The 17,335-nt window shown below is 58.8% G+C and carries 15 protein-coding genes; all 15 read left to right on the forward strand.

The window, feature by feature from the left end:
• The first annotated feature begins 1 nt into the window (after position 1).
• Positions 2–2,935: a TIGR00180 family glycosyltransferase gene (locus tag QNH97_RS07590; protein ID WP_283556288.1), complete on the forward strand. Its 2,934-nt coding sequence runs from the start codon at positions 2–4 to the stop codon at positions 2,933–2,935.
• Positions 2,936–3,161: 226 nt separating this feature from the next.
• Positions 3,162–4,088 carry a ketoacyl-ACP synthase III gene (locus tag QNH97_RS07595; protein ID WP_283556289.1) on the forward strand — a complete coding sequence of 309 codons (927 nt, stop codon included), beginning with the start codon at positions 3,162–3,164 and terminating at the stop codon, positions 4,086–4,088.
• Positions 4,089–4,171: 83 nt separating this feature from the next.
• On the forward strand, positions 4,172–5,464 hold the full coding sequence (locus tag QNH97_RS07600; protein WP_283556290.1) for a motility associated factor glycosyltransferase family protein: 1,293 nt from the start codon (positions 4,172–4,174) through the stop codon (positions 5,462–5,464).
• Positions 5,461–5,730 carry a hypothetical protein gene (locus QNH97_RS07605; RefSeq protein WP_283556291.1) on the forward strand — a complete coding sequence of 90 codons (270 nt, stop codon included), beginning with the start codon at positions 5,461–5,463 and terminating at the stop codon, positions 5,728–5,730. The genes QNH97_RS07600 and QNH97_RS07605 overlap by 4 nt, the downstream gene beginning before the upstream one ends.
• A 252-nt stretch (positions 5,731–5,982) precedes the next feature.
• Complete coding sequence (locus QNH97_RS07610) at positions 5,983–6,834, forward strand: flagellin domain-containing protein (protein ID WP_024617493.1); 852 nt, start codon at positions 5,983–5,985, stop codon at positions 6,832–6,834.
• A gap of 72 nt (positions 6,835–6,906) precedes the next feature.
• The gene (locus QNH97_RS07615; protein WP_283556292.1) at positions 6,907–7,272 is read left to right on the forward strand and encodes a flagellar protein FlaG; all 366 of its coding nucleotides are present in this window, start codon (positions 6,907–6,909) and stop codon (positions 7,270–7,272) included.
• A gap of 81 nt (positions 7,273–7,353) precedes the next feature.
• Positions 7,354–8,790, forward strand: coding sequence for a flagellar filament capping protein FliD (gene fliD, locus QNH97_RS07620; RefSeq protein WP_283556293.1), 1,437 nt, complete (start codon positions 7,354–7,356; stop codon positions 8,788–8,790).
• A 134-nt stretch (positions 8,791–8,924) separates the two neighbouring features.
• On the forward strand, positions 8,925–9,320 hold the full coding sequence (gene fliS, locus QNH97_RS07625) for a flagellar export chaperone FliS (RefSeq protein WP_283556294.1): 396 nt from the start codon (positions 8,925–8,927) through the stop codon (positions 9,318–9,320).
• Between the two features lie 10 nt (positions 9,321–9,330).
• Positions 9,331–9,627 carry a flagellar protein FliT gene (gene fliT, locus QNH97_RS07630; RefSeq protein WP_283556295.1) on the forward strand — a complete coding sequence of 99 codons (297 nt, stop codon included), beginning with the start codon at positions 9,331–9,333 and terminating at the stop codon, positions 9,625–9,627.
• 168 nt (positions 9,628–9,795) lie between these two features.
• Entirely contained in the window at positions 9,796–11,271 is a 1,476-nt protein-coding gene (locus QNH97_RS07635) for a sigma-54 dependent transcriptional regulator (protein ID WP_283556296.1), read from the forward strand.
• Between the two features lie 110 nt (positions 11,272–11,381).
• Positions 11,382–12,590 (forward strand): sensor histidine kinase, encoded by a 1,209-nt coding sequence (locus tag QNH97_RS07640; RefSeq protein WP_283556297.1) that lies wholly within the window; start codon positions 11,382–11,384, stop codon positions 12,588–12,590.
• A 4-nt stretch (positions 12,591–12,594) separates the two neighbouring features.
• Positions 12,595–13,989 (forward strand): sigma-54-dependent response regulator transcription factor FleR, encoded by a 1,395-nt coding sequence (gene fleR / locus QNH97_RS07645; RefSeq protein ID WP_283556298.1) that lies wholly within the window; start codon positions 12,595–12,597, stop codon positions 13,987–13,989.
• 207 nt (positions 13,990–14,196) lie between these two features.
• Positions 14,197–14,523 carry a flagellar hook-basal body complex protein FliE gene (gene fliE, locus QNH97_RS07650; RefSeq protein WP_072389504.1) on the forward strand — a complete coding sequence of 109 codons (327 nt, stop codon included), beginning with the start codon at positions 14,197–14,199 and terminating at the stop codon, positions 14,521–14,523.
• A gap of 15 nt (positions 14,524–14,538) precedes the next feature.
• Positions 14,539–16,323, forward strand: coding sequence for a flagellar basal-body MS-ring/collar protein FliF (fliF, locus tag QNH97_RS07655; protein ID WP_283556299.1), 1,785 nt, complete (start codon positions 14,539–14,541; stop codon positions 16,321–16,323).
• Positions 16,316–17,335: a flagellar motor switch protein FliG gene (gene fliG / locus QNH97_RS07660; protein ID WP_003184041.1), complete on the forward strand. Its 1,020-nt coding sequence runs from the start codon at positions 16,316–16,318 to the stop codon at positions 17,333–17,335. The genes fliF and fliG overlap by 8 nt, the downstream gene beginning before the upstream one ends.

Here is a 17,335-nt window from a genome sequence, read left to right on the forward strand (position 1 = left end):
TATGCAGGTTCGAAATACGCTTCAAAACAACGTGGCACCGCTGAGCGAGCGGTTCACCGTGGTGGTCATCTCCCACAACCGCAGCGCATTCCTGCGCCGTACATTGCATTACTACAGCAGCTATCCGTGTTCGGTCCTGGTGCTGGATTCATCGGTGCAACGGGATGAACAGATTGCCCGGGATTTTCCATCGGTCGATTACCGCCACCTGCCCCAGTTCACTTACAAGGGACTGCAGGACAAGCTGGTGTATGGCGTCAATCAGGTCAAGACGCCCTACATGGTGTTCGCCGCCGACGATGACTTCCTGCTGCACGATGCCTTGACCGAGTCGGTGGAGTTTCTCGAAGCCAACCACGACTATGGCCTTTGCCACGGCTACGGCATCATGTATTTGTCCTGCGCGACAGAAGTCTGCTACTTCCGCCGTGACCGCAAGGTGCACGAGGACTACGACAGCGAACTGGCCGAGGACCGGGTTATCCGCTTCATGGATCAATTCCTGCCGCCGTTCTATGCCGTGACCCGCACCGATCTGCTGCAACAGTGGTACGCCCTGTTGCCGGCGGGCACCAGTTTCGAGTGGCAGGAAATCGGCCATACCTTTTATCTGTTGGCTTGCGCCAAGGCGCGGATCCTGCCGATTCCATTCGCCGTTCGCGAACTCAACTACGGCGGCTCAGAGCACAACACCAACGTGTTGACCGTGCTCAGTTACAAAGATGCAAAAAGCGTCGCCGAGCGAGAGCAATTCGCCGAGTTCCTGGCGTCCCTTCCGACACCGCTGCGAGAGCAGACGCCGGGTCGCGTCAAGCAGATTGCCCTGGACAGCTTCGCGGCCATGGCCGACTGCCTGTTGCAGGGACGCTCACTCAAGGGCACGCAGATCATCCGTTCGACCTGGCTGGAGGCGGGGGGCGAGCCGGTCCGTTCGTTTGGCCCACAGCAATTTGTCGAAATGCCGTTCTACAATCAACGGGTCTTCGAGCTGCTGACTCAATTTGAATTCCTGCTGCATGCGATGCCGGCCGGTCGCCTTCAGCTTCAACAGTTGGAAGGCATCCTGCTGCGCCAGCATGAACTGATGCGCCTGCAACCCAACGACAACGAGCGCACGATACGCAGCCGGTTATGGGAGGCCCAGGGCCTTTACGCATTCAACCGTACTGTGGTCAAGCGCCTGGCCGAGTCGTTGAAAAACAGCGACGAACCAGACGAAGCGGTGAAATTGCAGGCCTGGACCGAGAGGCTGGATTCGGTGCCGGGCCAGCAGGATCGCCGGTTGCTGGAAAACATGCACTCCGGCCGTCTGTTGAGCTGGCTTGAAGCACGCAACCCCAACGCACAACAGCTTATATCCATTGCGGCTCATCTGGCCGAGCATCAGGGCGGCCCGCGATTTGGCATCCTGTTGCTAGACTTGGACGCTGACATGTTCAAGCTGCAGGCCACCTTTGACAGCCTGGTCAACGGTCATTGCAAAGCGTTCAACGTGGTGGTCTTCACCACGGGAGACTTGCCAGCGACCACCTCCGTGCGCGACACCGTGCACTTCGTCAAAGTCAGCACCACCAATTATGTCGAGCGCATCAATCAGATCATCGGGCAGTCGACTGCTGACTGGATGGTGCTGGCCGAGGCCGGTGACCAGTTCACACAGAGCGGCCTGTTGCGCGCCAGCCTCGAGCTGATTGGTGCTGACGGCGTGCGCGCGGTGGCCATGGATGAAATTCAGCGCAAGGCTGATGGCAGCCTCACCGACGTGTTCCGCCCGGGCGTCAACCTCGATCTGCTGCAATCGGTGCCGTCGTTGATGGCGCGGCATTGGCTGATTAATCGCGAGGTGCTGGCCCAGGCTCGCGGATTCACGCCCGAATACACCCAGGCGCTGGAGCAGGATCTGCTGTTGCGCCTGATTGAAGACGCAGGGCTGGCCGGCCTGGCGCACCTGGCCGAGCCGTTGCTGATCTGCAATGCTCCGGCAGGTGAAGAAAATCCTCAGGAGCGTCAGGTGCTGACGCGTCACTTGGCTGCCCGAGGGTATCGCGCCCAAGTCACCTCGGCACAGCCCCTGACGTACCAGATCGATTATCAGCATGCTGAACGGCCCTTGGTATCGATCATTCTCGAAAGCCAGGACAACCTTGAGCAAATCCAACAGGCGCTGGTCAGTGTGCTGCAACGCACGCGTTATCACCGTCATGAAATCTTGATCGCTGACAACCACAGCCAATCCGAAGAACTGACCCAATGGTTGGCCAGCCTGGAAGGCAAGGGCGACCGAGTTCGCATCCTGCACAGCGGCCGACGCCTCAGCGCTTCTGCCCTGAACAACTGGGCGAGTGCCCAGGCCAAAGGGGATTACCTGGTCTTGCTGTCGGCCCAGGTGCAAGTGATCAACGCCAACTGGCTCGACAGTCTGCTCAATCAGGCCCAGCGGCCCGAGGTGGGGATTGTCGGCAGCAAGCAAATGGACAATCGTGGTATCACTAGCCAGGCTGGGCTGGTGCTCAAGCCCGATGGGAGGGTGGCTTCGGTGTTCGTCGGCGAACGCAAGGACGCCAAGGGCTATCTCAATGGCCATCAGGCGGAGCAGAACTACTCGGCGGTGTCTGGTGCTTGCCTGATGATTCGCAAGGACCTGTTCGAAGCCGTGGGCGGCCTGGACGAAGAACATTTCGCCGAGGCCTTTGCCGACGTCGACCTGTGTCTGAAAGCTGCCGACGCAGGCTATCTCACGGTCTGGACACCCCAGGCCCAGATGCTGCACGCCGGTACGTTCCCCGATGCGCCGGAGGCGGCCGACGCCTTGCGCGACAAGTGGCAGGCGCGCTTCGACCGCGACACCGTTCGCAACCCCAACCTTGCCCTGACCGACACAGGCTTTGCGCTGGGCACCGCCACAGCGGTGGATTGGGCGCGGTTGCTTGCATAGGTTTTCCCGTCTTCCCATCACTGCATAGCCCTTTTCAAGAGGGCTTTTCAGCAAAATAGCGTGACCTACGAGTCATAACGCGCATCTTCACTGTATTGTATTGACCGGGAAGATGGCGCCTGGCCCTTATCAGGCCCAGTGATAGCCCTTTGCACTTCCCGTTTGTCGGCGCCCCTCGATTCCTTGCGAGCGGTGGTATTGGGCTGTTTTTGATTGGGAAGCCGTAATGATTGGCATAAAAGGCATTGCGAGCTACGTTCCTGTAGCCGGCGTGGACAATTACGCACAAGGTGCAAAATTTGAAAAGGATGAGGAATTCATCCTTGGCAAGATTGGTTCCGCCTTCTTGCCTCGCAAGGATGACGGGCAGGAAACCTCGGACCTGTGTGTCGAAGCGGTCAACGCGCTGTTTGCCAACAATCCCGGCCTGAAACGCGAATCCGTCGACGTGCTGATCGTTGTCACCCAAAACGGCGACGAAGAAGGTCTGCCCCACACGGCGGCCATCGTTCAGGACAAGCTCGGCCTGCCGACCACCGTGGCGGCGTTCGATATTTCCCTGGGTTGCTCCGGCTATGTCTACGGTATCTATGCGATCAAGGGGTTCATGGAAGCCGCTGGCCTGAAGAATGGCCTGTTGGTGACTGCCGACCCGTACTCGAAGATCGTCGACCCGGAAGACCGCAATACCACGATGCTGTTCGGCGACGCCGCTACCGCTACCTGGATGGGGGAGGATGCCCCGTGGCAACTGGGCAAAGCCAAGTTCGGCACCGACGGTTCCGGTGCGCCGCACCTGAAGGTCAGCGACGGCGTATTTTTCATGAACGGCCGCCAGGTCTTCAACTTCGCCTTGCTCAAGGTTCCGGCCCATTTGCATGAGTTGCTCGCCGACTCTAACCTTCAAGCCAGCGACATCGATGCGTTCTGCATTCACCAGGGCAGCGCGGCAATCGTCGACGCCGTGGCGCGACGTTTCGAGGGCGAGCCGGAGAAGTTCATCAAGGATATGGTCGAGACCGGCAACACCGTGTCGTCGAGCATTCCACTGCTGCTGGAGAAGCACGTGCTCGATTCCGACTGGAAGCGTGTGGCGTTGAGTGGCTTCGGCGTAGGCCTGTCATGGGGCTCGGCGATCATCTATCGCCCCTGAGCCACTAAAACCCGGGCACAAAAATAGCGTCCAAGGTGTAACCTTGAACGCTATTTTTTTGCCTGACGCGAAAGCGAGACGCCATGAGCGAGTTCTTTGAGCGCAATCTCCAGATAATCCAGCAGCGTTGGCCGGCCTTGGCTGAGCGCTTGTCAATGGAGGATGTCGGTGGATTGCAGGCCGACCTGGTAGAGGGGCTGGGGTCGACCTTGAGCGTCAACGGTATCCAATTGACCAGTCGACATGACCGTCTCGCCGAAGCAGACCTGCAAGCCGCCAGTGTGGCACTGAGCGCCTCCACTGTGCATGTCTACGGCACCGGACTGGGCGATCTGCAGAATCGCTTGCTGGAGCGGGCCGGGCTTGAACGGCTATTTGTGCATGTCCTCAACGGTGCGGTGTTCGGCCTGGTGCTGCAGGTGCTGGATCAATCGCCCTGGCTTGCCGATCCGAGAGTGGTGCTGCTCTATGCGGGTGATCTGGCGGAAATCCAACTGCCATTTTTTGCACTCCCCGCCGAGTTGGTGCTGGCTGATGATTACAACGCCAAGATTCGTGATCGATTGATCAGTGAAATTCATCTGGACTTCACTAACCGAGCGTTCGACCCTCAGTCCCCTGAGATTGTCGAGCGTCTGCAATCGACGTTCAGTCTTGTGCGCAAAGATGGTGACGTTGCCGAGCTGTTCGGTACCTTAAGCGGGCGTGAGGCATTTGTCGTTGCCACCGGTCCCAGTCTTGAGCAGCACTTCGAGAAACTGCGTCATCTGAGCAAGCAAGCCGAGCGACCGTTGTTGATTTGTGTCGATACGGCTTACCGACCGTTGATCGGTCATGGCATTGTCCCGGATATTGTGGTCAGCATCGACCAGCGTATCTCGGCGCGTCATCTTCCGCCTGAAAGCACCGACGGCATTGCCCTGGTTTATCTGCCGATGGCCGACCCTTTAGTGATCGGAGCGTGGCGGGGGCCGCGTTACGCCGGTTACTCCTCGAGTCCTGTCTACCGTCAGATGCGGGGGCAGCTGCGCCGGGCCGAACTCCATGTGGGCGGCAGCGTGATTCATCCGGCCGTCGATCTGGCGGTGAAAATGGGGGCAGCGCAGGTCACGCTCTTCGGTGCCGACTTTGCCTTTCCCCATGACAAGACTCATGCAGGTTGGGGTGACGGTGACTTGGGCCCGCAACTGGGCGCGTCCAGGCATTGGGTGCTCGATGGGTATGGCCGGCGAGTCAAGACCCAGCTCAATTTCCGCAGTTACCTCTGCGAGCTGGAGCGTTTTATTGCCGGGCACCCCCAGGTGCGTTTCCGTAACAGCAGTCGGGACGGGGCAATGATTGTCGGCACTGATTTCCACCCGGAGTATGTGCAATGAGCCAACTTCAAGGGTTGGTCGATGACGCCCGTGAATGCGCACGCCTGTTTCGTCTCGGAAGGGATGTTGAGGCGGGGTTGGCAATGGTCGCGCTGATTGAGTCGGCTCAACCTTTGGTTGAACGGATGCCAGGCGATGCCCCCTCGTCATGGAACACGCTACTTGCCTTGATGCTGAGTGAGCAGCAGACGCAGAACTGGATCTCGTTAGCCGATTATCTTGAGTACGAGTGGGTCCAACTGCTGACCGCTGATCAGTCGATCTGACGTTTTTTGCCGCCGCACCGCCGCCATTCGCCTCCAGTGACGCCAGCGGCGTTTCCCTGACGCCATTTTTCTTCCTTTCAATCGCCGCCAAGTCCTTGATTTACGGGGGGTGGCATCCTGATGGCAAAAATTTTGAAAAAACCGCTAAAGCAAGTTCCGATTACGACGATAACTATTACGAAGGTTCTCTAGGCCACACCCGGCGGTTGCCAGGGCCGGAAGCCGCAGTACCCAACCAACGAGGAATTCGTCATGGCTTTAACAGTAAACACTAACGTCACATCGTTGAACGTTCAGAAGAACCTGAACAAGGCTTCCGATGCTCTGTCCACTTCGATGACCCGTCTGTCTTCCGGCCTGAAAATCAACAGCGCTAAAGACGACGCCGCTGGCCTGCAGATCTCCACTCGTATGACCTCGCAAATCCGCGGTCAGACTGTTGCGATCAAGAACGCCAACGATGGTATCTCCATCGCTCAGACCGCTGAAGGCGCTCTGCAGGAATCCACCAACATTCTGCAGCGTATGCGTGAACTGGCCGTACAGGCACGAAACGACAACAACGGTACAGCTGACCGTGATGCTCTGAACAAAGAATTTGCTCAGATGTCGGACGAACTGACCCGTATCGCCGACTCTACCAACCTCAACGGCAAGAATCTGATCGACGGTTCCGCTGGCACCATGACCTTCCAGGTCGGCTCCAACACTGGTGCTACCAACCAGATCACTCTGACCCTGAGCGACAGCTTCGACGCTGCCACCCTGAGCGTTGACTCTGCTGCCATCGCGATCAGCGCTGCAGACAGTGCTGAAGCTGAGACCAACACCGCAGCTGCAATCGACGCGATCGACGCTGCTCTGGCAACCATCAACGCCAGCCGTGCGGACCTCGGTGCTGCCCAGAACCGTCTGACCAGCACGATCTCCAACCTGCAGAACATCAACGAAAACGCCGCTGCTGCTCTGGGTCGCGTACAAGACACCGACTTCGCTGCTGAAACTGCCCAGCTGACCAAGCAGCAGACTCTGCAACAGGCTTCCACTTCGGTTCTGGCCCAGGCCAACCAACTGCCGTCCGCTGTACTGAAGCTGCTTCAGTAATAGCTGGATGAGTTTTAGCGGGGGAGTGCGCTTGCGTGCTCTCTCGCTTTTTCCGTTCAAGAGGTGATGGACATGGATATGAGCGTGAAGCTGAACTTGTCTTATCCAGCTGCGAAGCCGGCCCCGACAGTTGCCGACAAGCCAGTGGAGAAGCCTCGAACCGAGGCCGCCAGTTTGACGTCGGTCAAAGATGAGCCCAAAGATCCAGCGGCTGAGAAAGACAAGCTCAAGCAAGCGGTTCAAGAAATTGAAAAGTTTGTGCAGTCGGTCAAGCGTAACCTGGAGTTTTCTATTGATGAGCCTTCAGGCAAAGTAGTGGTCAAAGTCATTGCCAGCGGTTCCGGTGAAGTGATTCGCCAGATTCCCAATGAAGAAGTTCTGAAACTGGCCAATAGCTTGAATGATGCAAACAGCCTGTTGTTCAGCGCAGAAGCCTGACAGCTGGCACGAATTTGTTGTTCGGTTTTTTGAGCGTTGTTAATAGCCCAAAGGTCGCCGACATACTGAAGGGAGTCCCACATGGCAAGTCCAATTCTACCTGGCTTGGGTTTAGGCTCTGGCCTTGACACTGGCGCTATCGTCAAGGCGTTGGTGGATTCTGACAAAGCAGCCAAGCAAGGTCAGATTGACCGTGCCACCAAGACCAATACCTCCAATATTTCCGGGATTGGCACCCTGAAGTCTCTGTTGGCGACCTTCCAGTCTACCTTGAAGGCCTTGGGCAGCACGACCACGCCTCAATTTACCGGCGTTGCCGCCACTTCGGCCAATACCAGTGCGTTGACGGTGACGGCGGGCAACTCGGCAGTAAGTGGTACCTACACGGTAAACGTCACGCAACTGGCCACTTCTTCAAAGGTTGCGACGGCTGCTTTTGCTGGTGGGACTAGCAGTGCGGTGGAGACCGGCACGCTGACAATCAGTCAGGGGGGCACGGATTACGCGCTTGATATCCCGGCTGATTCGACGCTGCAGTCGGTTCGGGATGCCATCAACAGTAAGTACTCCTCCAGCGGTCTGACTGCCAACATCGTGACCGACAGCTTTGGTTCACGCCTGGTGGTCGGCTCGACTAAAACCGGTGCGGGTAATGATATCTCCCTCAGCGGTATTGCCAGTCTCGCAGCTGACGGCTCCGTTCCAATGGTCTCGCCACCTACCGCGAATTCTTCAGGGTCCCTAGGCCTTGCCCAGGACGCCAAGTTCACTGTCGACGGCCTGGAGATGAGCAGCAAGACCAACAAGCTGGACAACGTGGTCTCGGGCCTGAGTATGACGTTACTCGTCGAGGACACTGGCCCGACAATCGTTACCGTTGCTACCAACAGCGATGGTCTGAAGGCTTCGATCCAAAAGTTCGTCGATGCTTATAACGCTGTTGCGAAGGCCGTGACGTCCCTGACCAAGCCGACCACAGATGCGGAAGGTAACTCGGTTCCAGCGGCCTTGACCGGTGACTCGTTGCCTCGCTCACTGTTGGCGGCTATTCGCGCGCCTTTGTCTGAAGTCGGTGCAGGTGACAAGCTGACGGTTCTTTCTCAGTTGGGAATCACCACCAATCAGACGACCGGAACTCTGGATTTCGACAGTGGGAAATTCACCGCTGCGTTGAATGACAGGCAGTTGGGTGGGGAGATCCAAACACTGTTCGCAGGTGAGAATGGCCTGCTTGAGCGCATGGATAACGCCATCAAGCCGTACACTGAGGGCAAGACGGGTGCGGGTGGTATTGGGGGCTCAGAGGCCATCTTGACTACTCGCTCCAAGAACCTCGACATCATCAAGACGAAGCTGTTCGAGGATCAGCAGGCTCTTGATCGCCGGATCGAGACCCTTACTGCCGTACTGACCAAGAAGTACAACGACATGGACACCCTGGTTGGCAGGCTGAAGGCCACGGCCAGCAACATCACTTCCATGTTCGAAGCGATGACGGCTCAGCAGAAAAACAGCTGATTTTCGATCGACGCAAAAAAGCCCGGCAGTGTTTTGACAATGCTCCGGGCTTTCGGCTTTTTCGATCTAAAGTTTTTTGACGCAGCGTCGATACGCTCTTTATACGAACCGAAGTTTTTTTGATGAGGTAGAACATGAATCCGATGTTAGCCCTTCGCCAATACCAGAAGATTGGCGCCCAGGCGCAAACCTCCGAAGCAAGCCCCCATCGTCTGGTACAGATGCTCATGGAAGGCGGTCTGGACCGTATCGCCCAGGCCAAGGGTGCGATGGAGCGCAAGGACATTCCGAACAAGGGTGTGTTGATCAGCAAGGCCATCGGCATCATCGGCGGTCTGCGTGAGGGCTTGGACCTGGAAAACCAGGCCGAGTCGGTGACTGAACTGGATAACCTTTATACCTACATGATGAAACGCCTGGCCGAAGCCAACATCAAGACCGATCCGAAGATCCTCGACGAAGTCGCCGATCTGCTTCGCACGGTCAAGGAAGGCTGGGATGGCATCGCCGCACCTGGTCCGCAATTCTAGGAGTACTCTCATGAGTCTTGTCTTGCAGCGAATCGAACTCACCCGTGATGCCCTGGTCGATGCCTTGGCTGAGCGCAATTGGGAGGCCATCGGTCAATTGGACCTGGCCTGTCGTTCCTGCATGGAAGACGTCCTGAGCGAGTCCGAGGTGGACGAGGCGGCGTTGCGTAATAATCTTGAGGAGTTGATGGGGGTCTACCGGCAATTGCTGGAGGCGGCGACAGGAGAGCGTCAGGCGATCGTCGACGAGATGTCGCAGATCCATCAAGCACAGAACGCGGCAAAGGTTTACCATCTGTTCGGTTAACGCTCAGTTAATCCGAACCATGTGCGCCATAAATTTGACTGTGCGCGGTTTTTTGACTTAACTAGTGGCTGTATCCAGATTTCAGGCGTCTACAGGCATGACAAGTCTGCAAGCGTCTAGCTTGCCCCCAAATCCGGGCATTGAGTTGACTAGGGAAGTTGCTATTGCATGTGGCGTGAAACCAAAATTCTCCTGATCGATGACGATAGCGTCCGCCGCCGCGACCTGGCGGTGATCTTAAATTTTCTTGGCGAAGAAAATTTACCCTGCGGAAGCCATGACTGGCAGCAGGCCGTCGGCTCTTTGTCGTCCAGTCGTGAAGTCATTTGTGTCCTGATCGGGACCGTCAATGCACCCGCGACTCTTTTGGGCTTGTTAAAGACACTCTCGACCTGGGATGAGTTCCTTCCGGTTTTGTTAATGGGCGAAAATTCTTCCGTTGACTTGCCTGAAGACCAGCGCCGCCGGGTGCTTTCGACCCTCGAAATGCCGCCCAGCTACAGCAAGTTGCTGGATTCGCTGCATCGCGCCCAGGTTTATCGCGAGATGTACGACCAGGCCCGTGAGCGTGGCAGGCATCGTGAGCCCAATCTTTTCCGTAGCCTCGTCGGCACCAGCCGGGCGATCCAGCACGTGCGCCAGATGATGCAGCAGGTGGCCGACACCGACGCCAGCGTGTTGATTCTTGGCGAATCGGGCACCGGCAAGGAAGTGGTTGCGCGCAACCTGCATTACCACTCCAAGCGCCGCGAAGCGCCGTTCGTGCCGGTCAACTGCGGTGCGATCCCTGCCGAGTTGCTGGAGAGCGAGTTGTTCGGCCACGAGAAGGGCGCCTTCACTGGTGCGATCACCAGCCGGGCCGGGCGTTTCGAGCTGGCGAACGGCGGCACGCTGTTCCTCGATGAAATCGGCGACATGCCGTTGCCGATGCAGGTCAAGCTGCTGCGGGTCCTGCAAGAACGTACTTTTGAACGCGTGGGCAGTAACAAGACCCAGAGCGTCGACGTACGGATCATCGCCGCGACCCACAAGAATCTCGAAACCATGATCGAGATCGGCAGTTTCCGTGAAGACCTCTATTACCGCCTCAACGTATTCCCGATCGAGATGGCGCCGCTGCGTGAGCGTGTCGAAGACATCCCGCTGCTGATGAACGAGCTGATTTCGCGCATGGAGCACGAGAAGCGCGGTTCGATTAGGTTCAACTCGGCGGCGATCATGTCCCTGTGCCGCCATGGCTGGCCGGGCAACGTCCGCGAACTGGCCAACCTGGTGGAGCGCATGGCGATCATGCATCCGTACGGGGTGATCGGTGTGACCGAGTTGCCGAAGAAATTCCGTTACGTCGATGACGAAGACGAGCAAATGGTCGACAGCCTGCGCAGCGATCTGGAAGAGCGGGTGGCCATCAACGGTCATACGCCGGATTTCACCGCCAATGCCTTGCTGCCGCCGGAAGGCCTGGACCTCAAGGATTATCTGGGAGGCCTGGAACAAGGGCTCATCCAGCAGGCCTTGGACGACGCCAACGGTATCGTGGCCCGTGCAGCGGAACGCCTGCGCATCCGTCGTACCACCCTGGTGGAAAAGATGCGCAAGTACGGCATGAGCCGTCGCGAAGGAGATGAACAGGCGGATGATTGACGCCTGTTTTCCAACCGCCTGATTTTCAGGCGGTTTTTTTTCGGCACGGGTATTGCTATAGCCCTCGCAACGTTCCGTTTAACTGACGGTCAGCCAAGCGAGAGAGCCCGATGACCCAAGTCGCCCAGATGTCTCCTGTCCCTGAGCCGGGGCTCATGTCGTCCGCCGAGCAGGCAAGCCGGCTTGGACTTGAACAGTCGTTTTCGCTGTTCAATCAGATGTCCAGCCAACTGACCGATTCCTACAGCCTGCTCGAAGCTCGGGTCACCGAACTCAAGGGTGAGCTGGCGGTGGTCAGTGCCCAGCGCATGCAGGAGCTGGCGGAAAAAGAACGCCTGGCTAATCGCCTGCAAAATCTGCTCGATCTGTTGCCCGGTGGCGTGATTGTCATTGATGCCCACGGCCGCGTGCGTGAAGCCAATCCGGCAGCCTGCGAGTTGCTTGGCTTGCCGCTGGAAGGTGAGTTGTGGCGGCATGTCATCGCCCGCTGCTTCGCCCCTCGTGAAGACGACGGCCATGAGGTGTCCCTCAAGGACGGTCGTCGTCTGTCCATTTCGACGCGTTCGCTGGATGCCGAGCCTGGGCAATTGGTGCTGCTCAACGATCTGACTGAAACCCGTCACCTGCAGGATCAACTGGCCCGTCATGAGCGCTTGTCTTCCCTGGGGCGGATGGTCGCGTCGCTGGCTCATCAAATTCGTACGCCGCTCTCTGCTGCCCTTCTGTACGCCAGTCATCTGACTGAACAGCAACTGCCGATGGAAACCCAGCAGCGGTTCGCCGGGCGCCTAAAAGAGCGCCTGCACGAGTTGGAGCATCAAGTGCGCGACATGCTGGTATTCGCCCGTGGCGAACTGCCGCTGACCGACCGCATCACCCCAAAAGCCCTGCTGCAGTCCTTGCAGGCGGCGGCGTTGACCCATGTGCAGGATCTGCCGATCCGCTGGCAGTGCGACAGTCATGCCGGTGAGGTGCTGTGTAACCGCGACACCCTGGTGGGCGCCGTGTTGAACCTCATCGAAAATGCAATCCAGGCCAGCGGCGGCAATGCCCGCTTGAAGGTGCACTTGTATACCCGTGACAACACCTTGCGCCTGTGTGTCAGCGACAGTGGCAGCGGTATCGAGCCGGCCGTGCTGGCGCGTCTTGGGGAGCCGTTCTTCACTACCAAGACCACCGGCACAGGCCTGGGCCTGACCGTGGTCAAGGCCGTGGCCCGTGCGCATCAGGGCGAATTGCAATTGCGTTCGCGGCTGGGGCGCGGGACCTGTGCGCTGGTGCTCTTGCCGCTGTTTTCCAGCGCATCGGGCGTGGAGTAAGGTCATGGCGATCAAGGTGTTACTGGTTGAGGATGACCGGGCCCTGCGCGAAGCGCTGGCCGATACGCTGGTATTGGCCGGGCACGATTACACCGCCGTCGGTTCGGCGGAAGAGGCGCTGCTGGCGGTGGGCCGGGAAGCGTTCAGCCTGGTGGTCAGCGACGTCAACATGCCCGGCATGGACGGTCATCAGCTGCTTGGCCTGTTGCGTGCCCGCCAGCCGCAACTGCCGGTCTTGCTGATGACTGCCCATGGCGCCGTCGAGCGCGCGGTGGATGCCATGCGCCAGGGCGCCGCGGATTATCTGGTCAAGCCGTTCGAGCCCAAGGCGCTGTTGGACCTGGTGGCGCGCCATGCCCTGGGCAGCCCGGTCGTCGAGGGGGAGGGGCCGGTGGCACTCGAGCCGGCCAGCGCGCAGTTGCTGGAGTTGGCGGCGCGGGTGGCGCGCAGCGATTCGACGGTGTTGATTTCCGGCGAGTCAGGCACCGGCAAGGAAGTGCTGGCGCGCTACATCCACCAGCAATCCCGGCGCGCCAACGAACCGTTCATTGCCATCAACTGTGCGGCGATTCCCGACAACATGCTTGAGGCCACGCTGTTCGGTCACGAAAAAGGTTCGTTCACAGGTGCCATTGCGGCCCAGGCCGGCAAGTTCGAGCAAGCCGATGGCGGCACCATCTTGCTGGATGAAATTTCCGAAATGCCCATGGGCTTGCAGGCCAAGTTGCTGCGAGTGTTGCAAGAGCGGGAAGTGGAGCGGGTCGGTGCGCGCAAGCCCATCAGCCTGGACATCCGTGTGGTGGCGACCACCAACCGTGACCTGGCCGGCGAAGTGGCGGCAGGGCGTTTCCGAGAAGACCTTTATTATCGCCTCTCGGTATTCCCGCTGGCCTGGCGCCCGTTGCGCGAGCGTACCGCCGATATCCTTCCGCTGGCCGAACGTCTGCTGGCCAAGCACGTCAACAAAATGAAGCATGCAGCGGCCCGATTGTCGCCCCAGGCCCAGGCTTTCCTGATTGCCTACCCTTGGCCTGGCAACGTGCGAGAGTTGGATAACGCCATTCAGCGGGCATTGATCCTGCAGCAGGGTGGTTTGATCCAGCCGGAAGATTTCTGCCTTTCCGGGCCGGTAGCTTGTGCGCCGTTGCCTGTACTGTCGCCTTCACCGGCGCCGACGCTCGCCTCCCCGATGGAAATCGAAGGGGAGTCAGCTGGCGCCTTGGGAGACGACCTGCGTCGTCGTGAATTCCAGATGATCATCGACACCTTGCGCGCCGAACGAGGCCGTCGCAAGGAGGCTGCCGAACGCCTGGGAATCAGCCCGCGTACCCTGCGCTATAAGTTGGCGCAAATGCGTGATGCTGGAATGGACGTCGAGGCGTATCTCTTCGCCAGTTGAAACCCTTGTGGGAGCGAGCTTGCTCGCGATAGCGGTGGGTCAGTCAGATTGATGTGGGATGTGACTGAGTCATCGCGAGCAAGCTCGCTCCCACAGAGGGGCGCGCATTTGTTTCTTTCGGCCATGGAGCTGGCACCCTTGTTGCTAACACCAGTGTACCCGCGGAGTAAGTGTCAAAAAAATGCGGGCCGCCAGAGAGAGTAGACCATGAGCCAAGGTATTGAATTTAATCGGTTGATGCTGGACATGCGGGCCATGCAGATGGACGCCATGGCCCAGCCCAAATCGGTCGCGGTCCCACAGGTGGGCGGCAGTAGCTTTTCCGACATGCTCGGCCAAGCCGTCAATAAAGTGAACGATACGCAGCAGGCATCGAGCCAGTTGGCCAGTGCTTTCGAGATTGGCAAAAGTGGCGTCGACCTGACTGACGTAATGATCTCTTCGCAGAAAGCCTCTGTCTCGTTCCAGGCGTTGACCCAGGTTCGCAACAAGCTGGTTCAAGCCTATCAAGACATCATGCAGATGCCGGTCTAAGGAAGCTATTGAGTCATGGCAGAAGCAGCCTCTGATAACGTTCCGGCCAAGGCCTCTCCGATAGACGGCAAACCGCCGCTGTTCGGCCTGTCCTTCCTGGAAAACCTCTCCGAGATGACCATGTTGCGTCAGGTGGGCCTGTTGGTGGGTCTGGCTGCAAGCGTGGCGATTGGTTTTGCCGTAGTGCTGTGGTCCCAGCAGCCGGACTACCGTCCTTTGTATGGCAGCCTGGAAGGCCTGGACGCCAAGCAAGTCATGGAAACCCTGGCTTCCGCCGACATTCCTTACACCGTTGAGCCTAATTCCGGTGCCTTGCTGGTCAAGGCCGATGACGTTGCCCGTGCGCGGCTGAAGCTGGCCGCCGCCGGCGTGACGCCTACCGATGGCAACATCGGTTTCGAGATTCTCGACAAGGACCAAGGCCTGGGCACCAGCCAGTTCATGGAAGCGACCCGTTATCGTCGCGGCCTGGAAGGCGAGCTGGCGCGCACCATCTCCAGCCTGAACAATGTCAAGGGTGCCCGCGTTCACCTGGCCATCCCTAAAAGCTCGGTGTTTGTGCGCGATGAGCGCAAACCGAGTGCTTCGGTACTGGTGGAATTGTACTCGGGCCGCTCCCTGGAGCCAGGCCAGGTGCTTGCCATCATCAATCTGGTGGCGACCAGCGTACCTGAGTTGAGCAAATCGCAAATTACTGTGGTCGACCAGAAAGGCAACCTGCTATCTGATCAGGCGGAAAACTCCGCACTGACCATGGCCGGCAAGCAGTTCGATTACAGCCGCCGCATGGAAGGCATGCTGACCCAGCGGGTGCACAACATCCTGCAACCGATCCTGGGTAACGATCGCTATAAGGCCGAAGTGTCGGCCGATGTGGATTTCAGCGCCGTTGAGTCGACGTCCGAACAGTTCAACCCCGATCAACCGGCGTTGCGCAGCGAGCAGTCGGTGACTGAGCAGCGTACTTCCAGCAATGGCCCGCAAGGCGTGCCGGGTGCCCTGAGCAATCAGCCGCCAACGCCCGCCACTGCGCCGCAAGTTGCCGGTGGTGGCGCAGCCGCCGCTGGCATGGTGCAGCCAGGCCAGCCACTGATCGACGCCAATGGCCAGCAGATCATGGACCCGGCCACCGGCCAGCCGATGCTGGCGCCGTACCCGGCCGACAAGCGTCAGCAGTCGACCAAGAACTTCGAGTTGGACCGTTCCATCAGCCACACCAAGCAACAACAGGGCCGTTTGAATCGCCTGTCGGTGGCCGTGGTGGTGGACGATCAGGTCAAGGTCAACCCGGCCAACGGTGAAACCAGCCGTGCACCGTGGAACGCCGACGAATTGGCGCGTTTTACCCGCCTGGTGCAGGACGCCGTGGGTTTCGATGCCAGCCGTGGCGACAGCGTCAGCGTGATCAACGTGCCGTTTTCCTTGGAGCGTGCTGAAGTCATTGCCGATGTTCCGTTTTATTCGCAACCCTGGTTCTGGGATGTGGTCAAGCAAGTATTGGGTGTGCTGTTCATCCTGATCCTGGTCTTTGGCGTGCTGCGTCCGGTGCTCAACAACATCACCGGCGGCGGCAAGAACAAGCAGTTGGCTGGCTTGGGTGATGTAGAGCTGGGAGGCATGGGCGGCCTTGATGGCGAATTGGCCAACGATCGCGTCAGCCTCGGCGGGCCGCAGAGCATTCTGCTGCCAAGCCCGAGCGAAGGCTATGACGCGCAGTTGAACGCCATCAAGAGTCTGGTGGCAGAAGACCCGGGCCGTGTGGCTCAGGTCGTGAAAGAGTGGATTAACGCAGATGAGTGATAATCGAGCCGCTGTTGCCAAATTGTCCCGGGTCGACAAAGCCGCGATTTTGCTGCTGTCCCTGGGTTCGACCGACGCCGCCCAAGTTTTGCGCCACATGGGGCCCAAGGAGGTCCAGCGTGTGGGCGTGGCCATGGCGCAGATGGGCAATGTGCACCGTGAGCAGGTCGAACAGGTCATGAGCGAGTTCGTCGACATCGTCGGCGATCAGACCAGCCTGGGCGTCGGTTCCGATGACTACGTGCGCAAGATGCTGACCCAGGCATTGGGCGAGGACAAGGCCAACGGCCTCATCGACCGGATTCTGCTGGGCGGCAATACCAGCGGCCTGGACAGCCTCAAGTGGATGGAGCCTCGTGCCGTTGCCGACGTGATCCGTTACGAGCACCCGCAGATCCAGGCGATCGTGGTGGCCTACCTCGATCCTGACCAGGCCGGTGAAGTGCTGGGCAACTTCGACCATAAAGTGCGGCTGGACATCATTCTGCGGGTGTCCTCGCTCAACACCGTGCAACCGGCGGCCCTGAAAGAATTGAACCAGATTCTCGAGAAGCAGTTCTCGGGCAATTCCAATGCCTCGCGCACCACCTTGGGTGGTATCAAGCGTGCGGCGGATATCATGAACTTCCTCGACAGTTCGATCGAAGGTCAGTTGATGGATTCGATCCGCGAAGTCGACGAGGACCTGTCCGGTCAGATCGAAGACCTCATGTTCGTGTTCAACAACCTTTCGGATGTCGACGACCGTGGCATCCAGGCACTGTTGCGCGAAGTGTCCTCCGATGTGCTGGTGTTGGCCCTCAAGGGTTCGGACGAAGGCGTCAAGGAGAAGATCTTCAAGAACATGTCCAAACGAGCGGCCGAACTGTTGCGCGACGATCTCGAGGCCAAAGGCCCGGTGCGCGTCAGCGACGTGGAAACCGCACAGAAGGAAATCCTCACCATCGCCCGCCGTATGGCCGAAGCCGGAGAGATCGTTCTCGGTGGCAAGGGCGGCGAAGAGATGATCTAA

Source organism: Pseudomonas sp. G2-4 (assembly GCF_030064125.1).
GTDB lineage: Bacteria > Pseudomonadota > Gammaproteobacteria > Pseudomonadales > Pseudomonadaceae > Aquipseudomonas.